Origin of the sequence: Streptomyces sp. NPDC091387, from assembly GCF_044756945.1 — a bacterium.
GTDB lineage: Bacteria > Actinomycetota > Actinomycetes > Streptomycetales > Streptomycetaceae > Streptomyces.
In genome coordinates, this window is sequence record NZ_JBIVTZ010000012.1 from 281,848 (window position 1) to 298,087 (window position 16,240).

The window sequence follows — 16,240 nt, forward strand, 5'->3', positions numbered from 1 at the left end:
ACGCGGTATGGGGATGGTTCGAATTGCGTAGCGCTCGCACGAGCACTCGAACGCATCAAGAAAGCGTTAAAGATTAGGTAAGGTAACGAAGTACCGGCCGCCGGAACACGATCCGGCAGGCGCTCGCAGGAAAGGACCGGCCACTGACTGTCCACGCGCTCAACGAGCTCCTGCTCGTCTGCTCACTTGTCCTGCTCGTCGCGGTGGCGGCGGTACGGATCTCGTCGCGCAGCGGGCTTCCCAGCCTGCTCCTGTACCTCGGCATCGGGGTCGTGATGGGGCAGGACGGGCTCTTCGACGTCAAGTTCGACAACGCGGAACTGACGCAGGTCATCGGGTACGCGGCCCTGGTCGTGATCCTCGCCGAGGGCGGCCTCGGCACGAAGTGGAAAGAGGTCAGACCCGCACTGCCCGCGGCGGCGATGCTCTCCACGGTCGGCGTCGCGGTGAGCGTGGGCGTGACCGCCGCCGGAGCGCACTACCTGGTCGGCCTGGACTGGCGGCAGGCACTGATCATCGGCGCGGTGGTCTCCTCCACGGACGCCGCCGCCGTCTTCTCCGTCCTGCGCAAGGTGCCGTTGCCCTCCCGGATCACCGGTGTCCTGGAGGCCGAATCCGGCTTCAACGACGCCCCCGTGGTGATCCTCGTGGTGGCCTTCTCGACCGTCGGTCCGGTGGACCACTGGTACGTGCTGGTCGGCGAGATAGCACTGGAGCTGGCCATCGGAGCGGCCATAGGCATCGCGGTCGGCTGGCTCGGCTCGTTCGGGCTGCGGCATGTGGCACTGCCCGCCTCCGGCCTCTACCCGATCGCCGTGATGGCCATCGCGGTGACCGCCTACGCGGCCGGCGCCATGGTCCACGGCAGTGGCTTCCTCGCCGTCTACCTCGCGGCGATGATCCTCGGCAACGCCAAGCTGCCGCACTGGCCCGCCACCCGCGGCTTCGCCGACGGACTCGGCTGGCTGGCCCAGATCGGCATGTTCGTCCTGCTCGGCCTGCTGGTCACCCCGCACGACCTGCTCGACGACTTCTGGCCCGCCGTCGTCGTGGGCCTGGTGCTCACCGTGGTGGCCCGGCCGCTGGAGGTCTTCCTCTCGCTGGCCCCGTTCCGATTGCCGTGGCAGGAGAAGGCCCTCATGTCCTGGGCGGGGCTGCGCGGCGCCGTGCCCATCATCCTGGCGACCATTCCGATGGTGTCCGGTATCGAGGGGTCCACCCGGGTCTTCAACATCGTCTTCGTGCTCGTCATCGTCTACACCCTCATCCAGGGCCCGACCCTGCCCTGGCTCGCGAAGGCCCTCAAGATCGCCGACGACCCGTCGGAGGCGGCCGACCTGGGCATCGAGTCGGCGCCCCTGGAGCGGCTGCGCGGGCATCTGCTGTCGGTGGCCATCCCCGCCAAGTCGAAGATGCACGGCGTCGAGGTCGGCGAACTGCGGCTGCCCTCGGGGGCCGCGGTCACCCTCGTCGTACGGGACGACAAGAGCTTCGTGCCCACCCCGCCGACGGTGCTGCGCCGCGGCGACGAACTGCTGGTGATCACGACCGATCCGGTGCGCGACGCGACCGAGGCGCGGCTGCGCGCGGTCGGCGAGGGCGGCAAGCTGGCGAGCTGGCTGGGCACCGACGGGAATCCCGGCACGGAGCCCTTCACCGGACCGCACGTCTCCAACGCGCTCAAGGCCGTGAAGAAACTGGGCCGGACGCCGGACGGGACGAAGGCGCACGAGACGACGCCCCGGGAGATGAAGACCCGCGAGACGAAAGCCCGGGAGGCGAAGGTCCGCGCGTCCAGGACCCGCGAGGAGAAGGCCGGTGAGGAGAAAGCCCGTGAAGAGAAGGCGCACCAGTGAGAACACGCTCGCGTTCTCAGGTCACGGAGGGTGACTGGCGCACAATCACAGGTACATCCGGAAACCTGCCTGTACGATGAAGGAAATCTGTCCAGGCTCCGCACGGCGGTGACGCACTCCGGTGCCGCATCGCCGTGCCGCACGTGTCGGGCAGTGACTGATCCACCCGCATTCGCTTTCACCGATACTCAACGATCTTGATCGACCAACTCTGCCTGACGCAGAGCTGGCGCGACCGTATGGCGGTCGTGGCGTCCTCCGCCTCTGCTGCGAGCGCCCGGCATCTACCGCAGTCCCGCGCGAAGAGGACAGCTCTCGGCAGCTCCTGACCGGGCCCGCACCCAGGTGCAGGCCCGTCCCGCAGGAGCACGGCCACCAGGCGGCAGAAAGGCATGGACCGTGGCGTCCACGGTCTCCGACCGCCCCGGATACGGGCAGTTGCTGCGCACTCCAGGTGCGTGGACCTTCCTCCTGCCGGGCTTCGCCGCACGGCAGCCCTTCGCCATGCTGACCATCGGCATCGTCCTGCTGGTCCAGCACACCACCGGCTCCTACGGCAGCGCGGGCGCCGTCGCGGCCGTGAGCGGCGTCTCCATGGCCCTGTTCGCGCCGCAGACCGGCAAGCTCGCCGACCGCTTCGGACAGCGGGCGGTACTGCTGCCCGGTGTCCTGGTGCACGCGGCCTCCGTGTCGGCCCTGACGGTGCTCGCGCTCTCGGACGCGCCGATCTGGGCGCTGTTCCTGGCGGCCGTGCCGACGGGTGCCTCCATCCCGCAGATCGGCCCCATGGTGCGCGCCCGCTGGGCGGCCGTGCTCGGGGCCGCGCCCGGCCGCGAGGCCTCCCCCCTCATGTCCACCGCGGCCGCCTTCGAGTCGGTGACGGACGAGTTCACCTTCGTCATCGGCCCGGTCATCGCCACCGCCCTGTGCACCGGGGTGCATCCGGCGGCGGGACTCATCGCGGAAGCCGCGCTGACGCTCACCGGCGGGCTGTTCTTCGCCGCGCAGCGCGCCACCCAGCCGGCCGTGCGCGACGCCGGCCCCGCCGGCTCCCCGCGCCACGCCTCCGCCCTGTCGGTACCCGGCGTACGCGTGCTCGCGGTCGCCTTCCTGGGGATCGGCGCGGTCTTCGGCGGCATGCAGGTCTCGCTGACCGCCTTCGCAGAGGAGATCGGCAGTCCCGGCTCGAACGGCGTGCTGTACGGAATCTTCGCGGCCGGCAACATGCTGGCCGGGATCGCCTGCGGCGCCATCGCCTGGAAGACCGGGCCGCGGCGCCGGCTGATCATCGGGTACGCGGCACTCACCCTGACCGCGTCGGGCCTGTGGGCGGTGCACTCCGTGCCCCTGCTGGCCGGGCTCGGCCTGCTGGTCGGGCTCTGCATCGCTCCCGCGCTGATCAGCGGCTACACCCTGGTCGAGGCGCTCATCCCGGCGTCCGCCCGGACCGAGGCGTTCACCTGGCTGACGGGTGCGGTCGCGCTCGGACAGGCGGCGGCCGTCACGGTCGCGGGTCAGCTCGCCGACGCCCACGGCGCGAGCACCGGATTCCTGGTGCCGCTGGTGGGTACGGTGCTGGCGCTGGCGACCCTGCTGGCGCTGCGTTCCAGGCTCGTGCCGAGCACTTCGGGACGGACCGTGGCACGTGGTATCGGTCACCGCGGGCCGGTCACGGTGGACTGATCCAGCGGAATACGTCACTATGGAGCGTCGTTAGCACTCATTGAGTCAGAGTGCCAGGAGGAACAAGTGCCGACCTATCAGTACCAGTGCACCGAGTGTGGCGAGGGCCTCGAAGCGGTGCAGAAGTTCACCGATGACGCCCTGACGGTGTGCCCGAACTGCGAAGGACGCCTGAAGAAGGTGTTCTCGGCGGTCGGCATTGTCTTCAAGGGCTCCGGTTTCTACCGGAACGACAGCCGCGGCTCGTCGTCGAGCAGCACGCCCGCACCGGCCGCCGCGAAGGCCTCCGGTTCAGGATCGTCGTCCTCGACGGGGTCGGACACCAAGTCCTCGGCCTCTTCGTCCTCGTCGACGTCCTCCTCCTCGGGTTCCTCGGCGTCCTCTTCGTCCTCGTCCTCATCGAGCGGTACGTCGGCCGCCTGAGCCGCCGGCCCACCTGCTTCGACCGGTACCCCGCCGATCCACTCGGCGGGGTACCGGCGTTTCCGGCCCCGCTACTGTGACCGCATGGTGAACGCAGAGATCGGTGTGATCGGCGGCTCGGGGCTGTACTCCTTCCTGGAGGACGTCACCGAGGTTCGCGTGGAAACCCCTTACGGAGAGCCCAGCGACTCCGTCTTCCTCGGCGAGATCGGCGGCCGCCGGGTCGCCTTCCTCCCCCGGCACGGACGCGGCCACCATGTGCCGCCGCACCGCATCAACTACCGCGCCAACCTGTGGGCGCTGCGCTCGGTCGGCGTACGCCAGGTGCTCGGCCCGTGCGCGGTCGGCGGGCTCCGGCCGGACTACGGGCCGGGAACACTGCTCGTGCCGGACCAGCTGGTGGACCGTACGAAGACCCGCACCCAGACCTTCTACGACGGGGAGACCCGCGCGGACGGGGTGGTGCCGAACGTGGTGCACCTGGGCTTCGCCGACCCCTACTGTCCCGAGGGGCGCAGGGCCGCGCTGGCGGCGGCGCGCGGCAGGGACTGGGAGCCCGTGGACGGCGGAACGCTGGTGGTCATCGAGGGGCCGCGCTTCTCGACCCGGGCGGAATCGCGCTGGCACGCGGCGATGGGCTGGTCGGTGGTCGGCATGACCGGGCACCCGGAGGCCGTCCTCGCCCGCGAACTGGGGCTCTGCTACACGACGACGACGCTCGTGACGGACCTGGACGCGGGCGCGGAGACCGGCGAGGGCGTCTCCCACGCCGAAGTGCTCAAGGTGTTCGCGGCCAACGTCGACCGGCTGCGCTCGGTCCTCTTCGACGCGGTGGCCGCGCTGCCCGCGGAGGCGGACCGCGACTGCCCGTGCGCACATGCGCTGGACGGGATCGACACGGGGATCGCGCTGCCGTAGGGCGTACGGGGTGAGTGGTGGGTGGGTTGTACGGGGTGGCGCGGGGTGCGGCGGTGGGGTGAGTCGGGGTGCGGCGGGGCGAGGCGGGTGAGGCGCGGCGGGGTGAGGCGCGGCGGGTGAGGCGCGGCGGGTGAGGCGCGGCGGGTGAGGGAGTTCTCCACATCGGCCGATCCGTCCACAGGGCTCAGCGGGAATCTCTCGGATGCCGGATCGTGAGGTCTGTTCATCGGGGCCACTCGGTTCCCCGACTCCCTCACCCCAGGCGGTGTTCGACATGCGCTCACCCGGTTCACCCGGTTCAACCCGCTCACCCGGCTCACCCGGTTCAACCCGCTCACCCGGCTCACCCGGTTCAACCCGCTCACCCGGCTCACTCGTATCTCCGCGGTCCGCTGCCCCGTCCGGCTCCGCGTTGCCGTGTGCACCCGTGCCCGCACCCTGCGGGGTGCCCGCGTTCCCGCCGCTGCGGGTGCGCGGGGGCGGCGGGCACCGGCTGTGGCGGGCCGCGTGGCGCCGGCGGCGGGCGATGGCTGCCGGGCTGGCGCTGGCAGCTGCCGCGCTGGCCGCCTCGGGGGCCGGAGGGGGTGGAGGCGGTGACGGGGGCGGTGACACGGGGCATGAAGCGGCCGGTGTCACAGCGGGTACGACAGCGGGCGCGGCAAGCACGGCCGGGACGGTGCGGGAGCGGGCATCGCCGCCGGCCCGGCTGGTATCGGCGCCGGTGCGGATCGCGGATGCGGCGACCGTGCGACTGCTGCGCCCCGGAGACCGCGTCGATGTGATCGCGTCCGCGGGATCCGGGACCGACGCCCGGGTACTGGCGAAGGGCGCGCGAGTGGCCCAGGTACCGCAGCCGTCCACCGAGGGCTCGACGGAGAACGGGGCACTCATCGTGCTGTCCGTGCCGAGAGCCACGGCAGCGACGCTGGCGGGTGCGGGAGTTTCAGCCGGACTTGCGGTGATTCTGTGCTGATTCGCACTGACGAACCATCATGTCACCTGACAACACAACAGGATTGGGTCGTCTCGCCTTGTACTGCCGTAGGTTGCGGAGGAGTTCGTTCCCCTTACCGCACCCACAAAGGACGGCTCACCCTTGAGCGAGAAGAAGAAGGTCAATCTGCTGGAGGGCTTCAAGGCCTTCCTGATGCGCGGCAACGTGATCGACCTGGCGGTCGCCGTCGTCATCGGCGCCGCGTTCACCAACATCGTGAACGCGATCGTCAAGGGCGTCATCAATCCGCTCGTCGGCGCGTTCGGCACCAAGGACCTGGAGAACTACAGCTCCTGCCTCAAGGGCCCCTGCGTGACGGACCCGAAGACGGGCGAGGCGACGGAGGGAATCCGGATCCTGTGGGGTTCGGTGCTCAGCTCCACCCTCAGCTTCGTCATCACCGCTGCCGTCGTCTACTTCCTGATGGTCCTGCCGATGGCGAAGTACCTCGCCAGGCGCGCGGCCATGCTCGCGGCGAAGGAAGGCGTGCAGGAGACGCTGGAGGTCAGCGAGCTGGAGGTGCTGAAGGAGATCCGCGACGCACTGGTCTCGCAGCGCGGCGGCCCGGCCGGGCCGAACCGTGGCGAGGCGCCTGGGTCGGGGCCGGAGCAGGGATAGGGCCCTGCCCCGTGGCTCCCCTGCCCGGTCCCGGGGCGCGGAGTCAGATGTGGTGCGGCGGCTTCTCGTCGAGGAAGCGGGCCAAATCGGCGGCGCTGCCGCCGGAGGGGCCCCGCTCGCCCCATCCCCGGTCCGTGTCGTCCGCAGACTGCTGGTCCAGCGGATCGTCGAAGATCAGCGCCGCTTTGGGCTCGGGCTCGGGCCGGTCCGACGAATCCGGCTTCGGATCACGCGGTCCGGGGGCGGGGGCGGGGGCGGTACTCATACCCCCAGGGTACGGCTGCCCTCCGGGGTACGGCTGCCCTCCGGGTACGGGCGCCTCTGTGGCACAGCCGTGCGGCCGCAGTCAGTGGTGCGTCCGCCGGTCAGGGTTCTGGTGGCTCGATCACTCCGCCACCGTAGAGATACATGGGGCGAATACTCCTGCTTTATGGCCCTACGGGGTGAGCGCGTCGGGGCGGGACGGTACCCGCAGACACGTTCGCCTCGCACTGCCCAGCAGCCGGCCACCGCAGCACAATGATCACCACGGGCACGACCCCGAGCACGACCCCGAGCGCGAGGAGCACCGGATGACCGGCCAGGACAACGCGGCCCCTCTGAACCACCCCTCGCAACCGCCACAGCAGCCACAGCCGCCACAGCCGCCACAGCCGCCACAGCCATCGAATCCGTCGCAGTCGCCCCAACCGGCGCACCCACCGCACCCGGCGCACGGTCGGCTGGACGCGCTGACCGATGTCGCCGGAGTGCGGGTCGGTCATGCGCCGCTCGTGGGCGAGGGGGCGCTCAGCGGTACCACTGTGGTCCTCGCCCCCGAGGGTGGCGCGGTCGCCGCCGTCGATGTGCGCGGCGGCGGCCCCGGCACCCGGGAGACGGACGCGCTCGACCCGCGCAATCTGGTGCAGCGCATCGATGCCGTGGTCCTCACCGGCGGCAGCGCGTACGGGCTGGACGCGGCGTCCGGCGTGATGGCCTGGCTGGAGGAGCAGGGGCGAGGGGTGCGGGTCGGCGCGGATCCGGCGCAGGTCGTTCCGGTGGTCCCGGCGGCGTGCATCTTCGACCTGGGCCGGGGCGGCGACTGGCGGGCCCGCCCGGACGCGTCGACCGGCCGGGCCGCCGTGGAGGACGCCGCGCGCACGGAGCCGGGGACGGCGGTCGATGAGGGGTGCGTCGGCGCGGGCACCGGCGCGGTCGCGGGGCAGCTGAAGGGCGGGGTGGGGACGGCGAGCGTCCTGCTGCCGTCCGGGATCACCGTGGGCGCGCTGGCCGTGGTGAACGCGGCGGGCTCGGTGCTCGACCCCCGCACCGGAGTGCTGTACGGGGAGTACGGCGCCGCCGAACCGGCCGTCGCTCCCGCGCCGGAGATCCACCGCGCGGCGCAACAGCGCCTGGCGCAGGCGCACGACGCGAACGCGCGCCCCCCGCTCAACACCACGCTCGCCGTCGTCGCCACGGACGCCGACCTCAGCCCGGCGCAGGCGCAGAAGCTCGCGGGCACGGCACACGACGGGCTGGCGCGCGCCATCCGGCCCGTACATCTGCTGACCGACGGGGACACCGTTTTCGCACTGGCCACCGGCGGACGGGCGCTGGATCCGGCGAACCCGATCGCACTCAACGACCTGCTGGCAGCGGGTGCGGAGGCCGTGACCCGCGCCATCGTGAAGGCCGTGCGGGCGGCGGCGGGCGTCAGTGGCCGCGAGGGCGCCGCCTATCTCTCGTACAGCGATCTCTACGGCACACGGCATCGCCCGCGGCGGCCGGCGGACGACAGCGGCGCCGCAACCGACTCGGCCTCCGCGTAGGGAAGTTCGGGCAAATCGCCGGGAACCTTCTGCGTGCGTCGTACGTTTTCCGGAAGCCCGGTCACGATGTCAGACCCAGGGACTACGTTAAGCACGCATCGGGTAACACGCGGCGACGGCCTGGAGAAGCACCTTGAGCGATCCGTACGAGACAACCGAGCAGCACCTCGAGCGACTCCTGCGACGGGCTCTCAACTCGTTCGACCTGACCGACAGCACGGTGGAGCGGCTCGGCACGGCGCTCGCCCACAGCAGCTCCCTGCATTCCTCGCACCACAGCTCGGCCCTGCACCGCGAGACGTACCGGCATACGTATCTGCTGGCCGACGGCAGCCCGTTCGTCCTCTGGGAGCTGGTGCACTGCGGTCAGCGCGACGCCGGGGACGCCCGCCACGGCTCGCAGTCCGCTGCCCGGCAGCACGAGCTGTACGAGGACGAGGCCGACGTGCACATCGCCGCGGCCCGGCTCACCGGCGGGTTCTGCGACGCCCCGGTCTTCGGGGACGACGGGCCGCAGGCCGATCTTGAGGTCCTCGCGGCCCTGATGGCCGCGCCCCCGGCGCCGCTCCCCCGGATGTACGCCCCGGACAACTCCGCGGACCACGCCCGCCGCGTGCTGCGCCGCGCGGAGAACGGGAACGTCCCGGGCGAGGAGACCGCCCACCTGCTGCGGGCCGCCTTCGCCCACCACATCACGCAGATCTTCGGCCGGCAGTGCCAGGTGGACGGGCGGGACGCGGGCTTCACGCTGTACGAGCACGCCTTCCTGCTCCTGGACGGCAGCGAGACGAGCCTGTGGGAGGTCGAGCACACGGCGACGCCCGACGGCCGCCACATGTGCGAGGTGTACGGCGACGAGGAGACCGCACGCGGCGCGATGGAGAGCCGTACGCGCATCTGCTGACCGCTCCGGAGGGCCCGCACGGGGTAAGACGGCGCGGCACGCCCCACCACCCCGTGCCGCGTACCGGACATGACGGTGCCCGCACCCCCGAGGGAGTGCGGGCACCATCACGTCCCCGTCCCGTCGCCCCGTCCGCTCAGTGCGTGAGCGCGGGCTCGTCGGCGGGCCCGTGGGCGGACGCTTCGGCGGGCTCGTTCACGGGCTCCGTGGTGGCGTCGGTGGCCGCCTCGCCGCCCTCCACGTGCTGCTTCGGCCGGGCCGGGAGCGCGAACATCAGCAGGAAGATGGCCGCGAGCACGCCGGCCACCCACCACAGCGACTGCTCGAAGGCGTCGGCGAACGCCGGACCCACCTGCGCGGGCGTGAGCCTGTCACCGATCGCCCCGAAGAAGATGACCGAGACGAGCGCGAGCCCCAGCGCGTTGCCCATCTGCTGCACGGTGTTGAACAGCCCGGAAGCGGAACCGGAGTGCTCCTTGGGCACCTCGGACAGCACCGCGTCGGCCAGCGGGGCCACGATCAGCCCCATGCCGACGCCCATGACCAACAGCGGCAACGCCATCTGCCAGGACGTGATCCCCATGCCGTAGCGGTCGGACTCCCAGATGTAGAGCAGCAGCCCGGCGACCATCAGCAGCGCCCCCGCCTGGAGGACCTTGCGGCCGAAGCGCGGCACCAGCTTCTGTACGGAGATCCCGGCGGCGAACGAGACGGCGACCGAGAACGGGATACCCGTCGTACCGGCCCGCAGCGCGCTCCAGCCGAGCCCCTCCTGCATGTACAGCGTCCAGACCAGGAAGAAGATGCCGAGGCCGATGCCGAAGGTCAGCTGCACGGCGATGCCCGCGGCGAAGCTCTTGACCCGGAACAGCGACAGCTCGACCAGCGGCGAACCGTCCCGGCTCGCCTTCGCCCGCTCGAAGAGCACGAGGACCAGGAACACCACGAGGCTGCCGGCCATCGAGAGGTAGCCCCAGAGCGGCCAGCCCAGCTCCTCGCCGCGGGTCAGCGGGTAGATCAGCATGAGCATGCCCGCCGTCACCAGCACCACGCCGGTCAGGTCGAGGCGCAGCGCCTTCGGCGCCTTGGACTCGGTGATGAACTTGCGCCCCAGGATCAGGCCCGCGATGCCGACCGGCAGGTTGATCAGGAAGATCGGACGCCATTCGAGACCGGCGATGTTCCACTCGGTGAGCAGCGCGCCCAGCAGCGGTCCGGACACGGCGCCCAGGCCGACGATCGCGCCGAAGAGGCCGAAGACCTTGCCGCGCTCGTGTGCCGGGAAGGTGGCGTGCACGATCGACAGCACCTGCGGGACCATCAGCGCGGCCGTGGCGCCCTGGAGGATGCGGGAGGCGACCAGCATCTCCGGGCTGGCGGCGAAGCCGCAGAGCGCGGAGGCCACGGTGAAGCCGGCGATACCGATGAGGAACAGCCGCTTGCGGCCGTAGATGTCGCCGAGCCGGCCACCTGTGATGAGCCCCGCGGCGAAGGCCAGGGCGTATCCGGCGGTGATCCACTGGATCGAGCTGAACGTGGCGCCGGTGTCCCGCTGGATGCTCGGGATGGCGATGTTGACGATCGTGACGTCGACCAGGTCCATGAAGGCCGCGGTCATCACGATGGCCAGCGCGAACCACCGGCGGCGGTCCGAGGAGTCCGAGGACACCGCGGTCGCGGCCGCCCCGGACGGCTGGGGTGAGGAAGAAGTCATATGAAGAAACTAAGGGCCTATTAGGTCAGCTCGTGACCCATTGGGCGGGCATCCTGGGTGATATGACCGACACCCCGGCACGACTGCTGAATCTGCTGTCACTGCTCCAGACGCCGCGTGAGTGGCCGGGCAGTGAACTCGCCGACCGGCTCGACGTCAGCCCGCGCACCATTCGCCGGGACATCGACCGCCTCCGTGACCTGGGGTATCCGGTCGAGGCGTCGCGCGGTGCGGTCGGCGGCTACCGGCTCGTCGCCGGCACGGCCATGCCGCCGCTACTGCTGGACGACGAGGAGGCGGTGGCCATCGCGGTGGGGCTGCGGGCCGGTGCGGGTCACGCCATCGAGGGCGTCGACGAGGCCTCGGTCAGGGCGCTGGCCAAACTGGAGCAGGTGCTGCCCTCGCGGCTGCGCCACCGGGTCTCCGTCCTCCAGAACGCGACGGTGCCGCTGACCCGAGGTGACGGTGCCACGATCGATCCGCAGACGCTGACCGTGATGGCGTCGGCGGTCACCGGCCGGGAGCGGCTGCGGTTCGCGTACCGCGCGGGGGACGGCGCCGAGACGCGGCGGCAGGTCGAGCCGTATCGCCTGGTCAGCACGGGGTGGCGCTGGTATCTGGTCGCGTACGACCTGGAGCGGGAGGACTGGCGTACCTTCCGGGTCGACCGGGTGAGCGATCCGCTCGCGACCGGGGCCCGCTTCGCACCCCGTGAGCTGCCCACCGGTGACGCGGCGGAGTTCCTGAGCCGTTCCATGTCGCGCATCCAGCCGCGGGTGGCGATCGAGGTGAGCTTCGCGGCCTCGGCGGAGTTCGTCGGAGCGCGGCTGCCCGCCGCGATCGGACCGCTGGAGCCGACCGGCGAGCGCAGTTGCCTGCTGCGTACGGTGCTGGCGGACTCGCTGGAGTGGGTGGCGGTGCGGCTGGCGCTGGCGGAGTGCGAGTTCACCGTGCACCGGCCACCGCAGCTGGTGGAGCATCTGAACGAACTGGGCGGCAGGCTCACCCGTGCGGCGTCCTCCGCGGCTCTTGAAGGCTGAGCACAGGCACGGGGCCGGCCCCCCGGAAAAGGGATGAGCCCCGGCGCCAGGGGGGGGTGGGCGCCGGGACTCAGCTCAGGGGGCCGATGTGAAGCGGCCTAATTCGGAGGTTACTGGACTTCGGCTCACGCCGCAGCGTCAAAGCCCGTGTCGTGAGCCATTCGCTTCAGTTCGAGCAGTGCGTGCTTCTCGATCTGGCGGATTCGCTCCCGGGTCAGCCCGTGCTGCTTGCCCACCTCGGTCAGCGTCCGCTCGCGGCCGTCCTCGATGCCGTACCGCATCCGGATGATGGAGGCGGTGCGGTTGTCGAGCCTGCCGATCAGCTCCTCCAGCTCCTCGCTGCGCAGCAGCGTCATCACCGACTGCTCGGGAGACACCGCGGAGGTGTCTTCCAGGAGGTCGCCGAACTGGGTGTCGCCGTTGTCGTCCACCGACATGTTCAGGCTGACCGGGTCACGGGCCCAGTCCAGCACGTCACTGACCCGCGAGGTCGTGGAGTCCAGCTCGGCGGCGATCTCCGCGTGCTCCGGGTCGCGCCCGTGCTCGCGGTTGAACTCGCGCTGCACCCGGCGGATCCGGCCGAGCTCCTCCACCAGGTGGACGGGGAGCCGGATCGTGCGCGACTGGTCGGCGATGGAGCGGGTGATGGCCTGCCGGATCCACCACGTCGCATACGTGGAGAACTTGAAGCCCTTGGCGTAGTCGAACTTCTCGACCGCGCGCACGAGGCCCGCGTTGCCCTCCTGGATCAGGTCGAGGAGGGGCAGCCCGGCCCGCGGATAGCGGCGGGCGACGGCCACCACGAGTCGGAGGTTGGAACGGATGAATACGTCCTTGGCGCGCTCGCCCTCGGCGACCAGCGCCTCGAGCTCCTCGCGCGAGGCGCCGCCGGCATCGCTCTCCACCACGCCGTCGAGTATCCGCTGCGCGAAGACGCCCGCCTCGACGATCTGCGACAGCTCGACCTCCTTGGCGGCATCGAGCAGCGGCGTGCGCGCGATCTCGTCCAGGTACATGCCGACCAGGTCGCGATCGGCGATCTCCCCGCCCACGGCGCGAACACTGCTTGCCCGGTTGGTCCCGCCGGTGGCGGACGAACGACGGGCGACGGCACGGGTTGCCATGCGTGCTCCTTGCTGAGTAGGTCGCGACACCCTTTCGGGTGCCCAGCTTCCGATGGAAACAACGACTGGAATCCGGACAGAATTCCCATGCCTGGCATTGAATTTCGCGCTCATGCAGTACCCTGTCGCACCACCGGCGCAGGACACATGGTGCGGTGAGGTGCGGAGACGCAGGTCAGACCGGGTATCGAGAGCGATGCGCGGGCCCTGACGGGCAGCTTCAACCCCTCACAACCCTTGCGCGCGTGAGACCGCCCTCACATCCGGCACGATCTCCTCCACCCCGGACCGGCGCCCGCCCCGGCCGCGCTCCCGCTCCACCCTCGAAGACGGCCCGCACCGGCTCCTGGTTGCTCAGGATGTCCGTAATGTCGAGAGGCACCGAACCCCCGGCCGAACGGCATTGGGCCTGGTCCCGATCGCCGCGTTCCCTAGGACCACAGCCCGTCACCTCCCTAGGTCCACAGGCCGTTGTATCCCTAGGTCCACAGGCCGTTGTATCCCTAGGTCCACAGCCCGTTACGGAGAGCCGCCGCGGTGCCTAGCGTGATGCCGCATGGACGACACGGCACGCAGGACTCCCGACACCTCCGGCACGCTCGACGAGGCACTGGAACGGCTTCACTCCTTCGGCCCCGAACGCGAGGGCTGGCTGAGCAATCACGCCCCGATGGCCGTGGAGGCGCTGGTGCACCACGGCCAGGCACCCGGCGTCCACCGATGGCTGGACCACTACCGCGCGAAGCTGGAGGACATGCCGGACCGGTTCACCGAGGTGACCCCGGCGAACTGGCGCGAGGCGCTGGGCGACCCCCGCCGCATCGCCGACTGGACGGCGTACTTCGAACGGGAGACGGCCGACCGGCCGTGGCGCGAGGTCCTCGCCGAGTGGTGGCCCCGGCTGCTCCCCGGCATCGCGGCAGGCGCCACGCACCCGGTGATCCGGGTCGGCCACTGCGTACGCACCCTGCTGGACTCCGGGGAGAACGCGCCCCGCGTCGCGGAACTCGCCCACGGACTCGGCTACTGGGCCGCCCGCCACCAGCCACTGCCCCCGCTGGCGTCACTCGCCCCCGCGGCGGGCGCCGCTGCCGCGCTGGACGCGGTCGACCGGGTGCCGGACCAGAGCGGCGGCGTCCGGGAACGGCTGGGACAGCTCACCGCGTTCCCGCTGTGGCCGCAGCAGCCCGTGACGGACCCCGACGCCGCCCGAGCCCGTCTGGAGGAGCTCGTACGGGCCGCGACGCACCGCTACGCGGCGTACGCGCACGGCTCGCCGGTCATGCTGGTGCACGCCGCCACGGCACCCAACGCAGTCCTGCGTACGCTGCCGGCGCTCCCCCGGGACCTGTGGGCGCCGAGCCTGGATGCCGCGTGGGCGGCAGGCGCGGCGGTCACCGCCGCGTACTCACCGGCGCGACCGGCCGACTTCCCGGCCGTGCCCGACGGCCTGACCCCCGAGGAGATCTTCGCGCGGGCGGCCGCGCACGGGGACGACCACACCATCAAGTTCACCGACACCGCGCTGGACGTCGGCGACCCGACCGCGCTGGCCGCCGCGCTCCGCTCGATCGAGCTGAACCCTCCGGTGCTCTGACCCCTGCCATGGACCGGGGCCTGTCCGGCCGGCGAGCGAACCGCCGCCCGGACAGGCCCTCCGGACCGCCCCCGGGCCGTCCTAGCCGTACTGCAGCGAGCGCTTGGCCAGTCCCATCCAGAACCCGTCGATCACGCTGCGCCCCTGGTCGAGCTCCTGCTCCGCGGCGCCGAGCGTCACGAAGAGCGGGGCGAAGTGCTCGGTGCGCGGATGGGCGAGCCGGCCCGCCGGTGACTTGTTCTCGAAGTCCAGCAGCGCGTCGATGTCCCGCGCCTGGAGCGCGCGGCTCCCCCAGTCGTCGAACTCCGCCGACCAGCCGGGGGTGCCGCCGCCCGGATGCCGCAGAGCGGCCAGGTTGTGGGTGAAGAAGCCGCTGCCGACGATCAGGACGCCCTCGTCGCGCAGCGGCGCGAGCTTGCGTCCGATGTCCATCAGCTTCTGCGGGTCCAGCGTGGGCATGGAGATCTGCAGCACCGGGATGTCGGCCTCCGGGAACATCTCCACCAGCGGGACGTACGCCCCGTGGTCGAGTCCGCGGTCCGGGATGTCCTGGACCGGCGTACCGGCTCCGCGCAGCAGCTTGCGGACGCTCTCGGCCAGTCGCGGGGCACCCGGCGCGGCGTACCGCACCTGGTAGTAGTGCTCGGGGAAGCCCCAGAAGTCGTAGACGAGCGGAATCGTCTCGGTGGCGCCGAGGGCGAGCGGGGCCTCCTCCCAGTGGGCCGAGACCATCAGGACCGCCGTGGGCCGCGGCAGCCCGGCGGACCAGGCGGCCAGCTCGCCGGGCCAGACCGGGTCGTCGGCCAGCGGCGGGGCGCCGTGGGAGAGGTAGAGGGCGGGCATGCGCTCCGCGGTGACTGTCATGGCACTCCCCATCCGCTGCTGCTCAAGGTAAGTCTTCTACTGGGGCCTTCAGAAGGAACACTTCTTTAACCTTCAAGTTCCTACATTCGGAGACCTTAGCTCTATCTAGTTCAACTTTCAAGAAAAGGTCGTACAGTGGAGTACATGACCACGGCATCCACCGGTGCGCCGCGCTGGCTCACCGACGAAGAACAGAGCGTGTGGCGGGCGTACCTCCACGCCACCACGCTGCTGGAGGATCATCTCGACCGCCAGTTGCAGCGCGATGCCGGTATGCCGCACATCTATTACGGACTGCTCGTCCAGCTCTCCCAGGCGCCCCGGCGCCAGAAGCGGATGACCGAGCTGGCCAAGGACGCCAAGATCACCCGCTCCCGGCTCTCGCACGCCGTCGCCCGGCTGGAGAAGAGCGGCTGGGTGCGCCGCGAGGACTGCCCGTCCGACAAGCGCGGCCAGAACGCGGTCCTCACCGACGAGGGCCACGAGATGCTCCGCGGCTCGGCGCCGGGCCACGTCAGCGCCGTGCGCCAGGCCATGTTCGACCGGCTCACCCCCGAGCAGGTGCGCTCACTCGGCGAGATCATGCAGGTCATCGCGGCCGGACTGCAGCCGGAGGGCCCGAACGCGGACCTCCCCTGGCTCCGCTGACCCACGCGCACCAACCACTGCACAGGCCTCTGCCCCGGCTCCGTAGGAC

15 protein-coding genes are annotated in these 16,240 nt (G+C 71.1%); 11 read left to right on the forward strand and 4 right to left on the reverse strand.

Features of this window, described 5'->3' with window-relative positions:
- The first annotated feature begins 203 nt into the window (after positions 1-203).
- The 6 genes from ACIQM0_RS25890 (at position 204) to ACIQM0_RS25915 (ending at position 6,492) form a co-directional block, all read left to right on the forward strand.
- Positions 204-1,856, forward strand: coding sequence for a potassium/proton antiporter (locus ACIQM0_RS25890; RefSeq protein WP_401290775.1), 1,653 nt, complete (start codon positions 204-206; stop codon positions 1,854-1,856).
- A gap of 399 nt (positions 1,857-2,255) precedes the next feature.
- Complete coding sequence (locus ACIQM0_RS25895; RefSeq protein ID WP_363024107.1) at positions 2,256-3,539, forward strand: MFS transporter; 1,284 nt, start codon at positions 2,256-2,258, stop codon at positions 3,537-3,539.
- Positions 3,540-3,605: 66 nt separating this feature from the next.
- Positions 3,606-3,962, forward strand: coding sequence for an FmdB family zinc ribbon protein (locus ACIQM0_RS25900; RefSeq protein ID WP_363024109.1), 357 nt, complete (start codon positions 3,606-3,608; stop codon positions 3,960-3,962).
- 84 nt (positions 3,963-4,046) lie between these two features.
- Positions 4,047-4,880 (forward strand): S-methyl-5'-thioadenosine phosphorylase, encoded by an 834-nt coding sequence (locus tag ACIQM0_RS25905; protein ID WP_401290778.1) that lies wholly within the window; start codon positions 4,047-4,049, stop codon positions 4,878-4,880.
- A 469-nt stretch (positions 4,881-5,349) separates the two neighbouring features.
- Positions 5,350-5,853 carry a hypothetical protein gene (locus tag ACIQM0_RS25910; RefSeq protein WP_401290855.1) on the forward strand — a complete coding sequence of 168 codons (504 nt, stop codon included), beginning with the start codon at positions 5,350-5,352 and terminating at the stop codon, positions 5,851-5,853.
- A 174-nt stretch (positions 5,854-6,027) separates the two neighbouring features.
- Positions 6,028-6,492 (forward strand): MscL family protein, encoded by a 465-nt coding sequence (locus ACIQM0_RS25915; protein WP_401290857.1) that lies wholly within the window; start codon positions 6,028-6,030, stop codon positions 6,490-6,492.
- 43 nt (positions 6,493-6,535) lie between these two features.
- On the opposite strand, the gene ACIQM0_RS25920 is transcribed toward ACIQM0_RS25915, so the two are convergent.
- The gene (locus tag ACIQM0_RS25920) at positions 6,536-6,757 is read right to left on the reverse strand and encodes a hypothetical protein (RefSeq protein WP_401290780.1); all 222 of its coding nucleotides are present in this window, start codon (positions 6,755-6,757) and stop codon (positions 6,536-6,538) included.
- A 307-nt stretch (positions 6,758-7,064) separates the two neighbouring features.
- Between ACIQM0_RS25920 and ACIQM0_RS25925 the strand changes: the two genes are divergently transcribed.
- Together ACIQM0_RS25925 and ACIQM0_RS25930 are read left to right on the forward strand one after the other, a co-directional pair.
- Positions 7,065-8,300 (forward strand): P1 family peptidase, encoded by a 1,236-nt coding sequence (locus ACIQM0_RS25925; protein ID WP_401290783.1) that lies wholly within the window; start codon positions 7,065-7,067, stop codon positions 8,298-8,300.
- A gap of 133 nt (positions 8,301-8,433) precedes the next feature.
- Positions 8,434-9,204: a DUF6227 family protein gene (locus tag ACIQM0_RS25930; RefSeq protein WP_401290786.1), complete on the forward strand. Its 771-nt coding sequence runs from the start codon at positions 8,434-8,436 to the stop codon at positions 9,202-9,204.
- 136 nt (positions 9,205-9,340) lie between these two features.
- Here the strand turns inward: ACIQM0_RS25930 and ACIQM0_RS25935 are convergent, their stop codons facing one another.
- Positions 9,341-10,918: an MFS transporter gene (locus ACIQM0_RS25935; RefSeq protein WP_401290789.1), complete on the reverse strand. Its 1,578-nt coding sequence runs from the start codon at positions 10,916-10,918 to the stop codon at positions 9,341-9,343.
- Positions 10,919-10,980: 62 nt separating this feature from the next.
- Between ACIQM0_RS25935 and ACIQM0_RS25940 the strand changes: the two genes are divergently transcribed.
- On the forward strand, positions 10,981-11,958 hold the full coding sequence (locus ACIQM0_RS25940; RefSeq protein WP_401290792.1) for a helix-turn-helix transcriptional regulator: 978 nt from the start codon (positions 10,981-10,983) through the stop codon (positions 11,956-11,958).
- A 125-nt stretch (positions 11,959-12,083) separates the two neighbouring features.
- Here ACIQM0_RS25940 and ACIQM0_RS25945 read toward each other — a convergent pair whose 3' ends face one another.
- Positions 12,084-13,082 carry an RNA polymerase sigma factor RpoD/SigA gene (locus ACIQM0_RS25945; RefSeq protein WP_401290794.1) on the reverse strand — a complete coding sequence of 333 codons (999 nt, stop codon included), beginning with the start codon at positions 13,080-13,082 and terminating at the stop codon, positions 12,084-12,086.
- 556 nt (positions 13,083-13,638) lie between these two features.
- On the opposite strand from ACIQM0_RS25945, the gene ACIQM0_RS25950 reads away from it, so the two are divergent.
- Positions 13,639-14,679 (forward strand): questin oxidase family protein, encoded by a 1,041-nt coding sequence (locus tag ACIQM0_RS25950; protein WP_401290797.1) that lies wholly within the window; start codon positions 13,639-13,641, stop codon positions 14,677-14,679.
- 81 nt (positions 14,680-14,760) lie between these two features.
- On the opposite strand, the gene ACIQM0_RS25955 is transcribed toward ACIQM0_RS25950, so the two are convergent.
- On the reverse strand, positions 14,761-15,543 hold the full coding sequence (locus ACIQM0_RS25955; protein ID WP_363024122.1) for a class III extradiol ring-cleavage dioxygenase: 783 nt from the start codon (positions 15,541-15,543) through the stop codon (positions 14,761-14,763).
- A gap of 135 nt (positions 15,544-15,678) precedes the next feature.
- Here ACIQM0_RS25955 and ACIQM0_RS25960 point away from each other — a divergent pair, with 135 nt between their 5' ends.
- Positions 15,679-16,191 (forward strand): MarR family winged helix-turn-helix transcriptional regulator, encoded by a 513-nt coding sequence (locus ACIQM0_RS25960; RefSeq protein ID WP_385347450.1) that lies wholly within the window; start codon positions 15,679-15,681, stop codon positions 16,189-16,191.
- Positions 16,192-16,240: the final 49 nt, after the last annotated feature.

Excerpts from the sequence above, each read along its gene's own strand:
- ACIQM0_RS25905 (WP_401290778.1), top strand. The coding sequence starts at position 4,047 with ATGGTGAACGCAGAGATCGGTGTGATCGGCGGCTCGGGGCTGTACTCC.
- ACIQM0_RS25915 (WP_401290857.1), top strand. The coding sequence starts at position 6,028 with ATGCGCGGCAACGTGATCGACCTGGCGGTCGCCGTCGTCATCGGCGCC.
- ACIQM0_RS25920 (WP_401290780.1), bottom strand. The coding sequence starts at position 6,757 with ATGAGTACCGCCCCCGCCCCCGCCCCCGGACCGCGTGATCCGAAGCCG.
- ACIQM0_RS25925 (WP_401290783.1), top strand. The coding sequence starts at position 7,065 with ATGACCGGCCAGGACAACGCGGCCCCTCTGAACCACCCCTCGCAACCG.
- ACIQM0_RS25935 (WP_401290789.1), bottom strand. The coding sequence starts at position 10,918 with ATGACTTCTTCCTCACCCCAGCCGTCCGGGGCGGCCGCGACCGCGGTG.
- ACIQM0_RS25940 (WP_401290792.1), top strand. The coding sequence starts at position 10,981 with ATGACCGACACCCCGGCACGACTGCTGAATCTGCTGTCACTGCTCCAG.
- ACIQM0_RS25945 (WP_401290794.1), bottom strand. The coding sequence starts at position 13,082 with ATGGCAACCCGTGCCGTCGCCCGTCGTTCGTCCGCCACCGGCGGGACC.
- ACIQM0_RS25950 (WP_401290797.1), top strand. The coding sequence starts at position 13,639 with ATGGACGACACGGCACGCAGGACTCCCGACACCTCCGGCACGCTCGAC.
- ACIQM0_RS25955 (WP_363024122.1), bottom strand. The coding sequence starts at position 15,543 with ATGACAGTCACCGCGGAGCGCATGCCCGCCCTCTACCTCTCCCACGGC.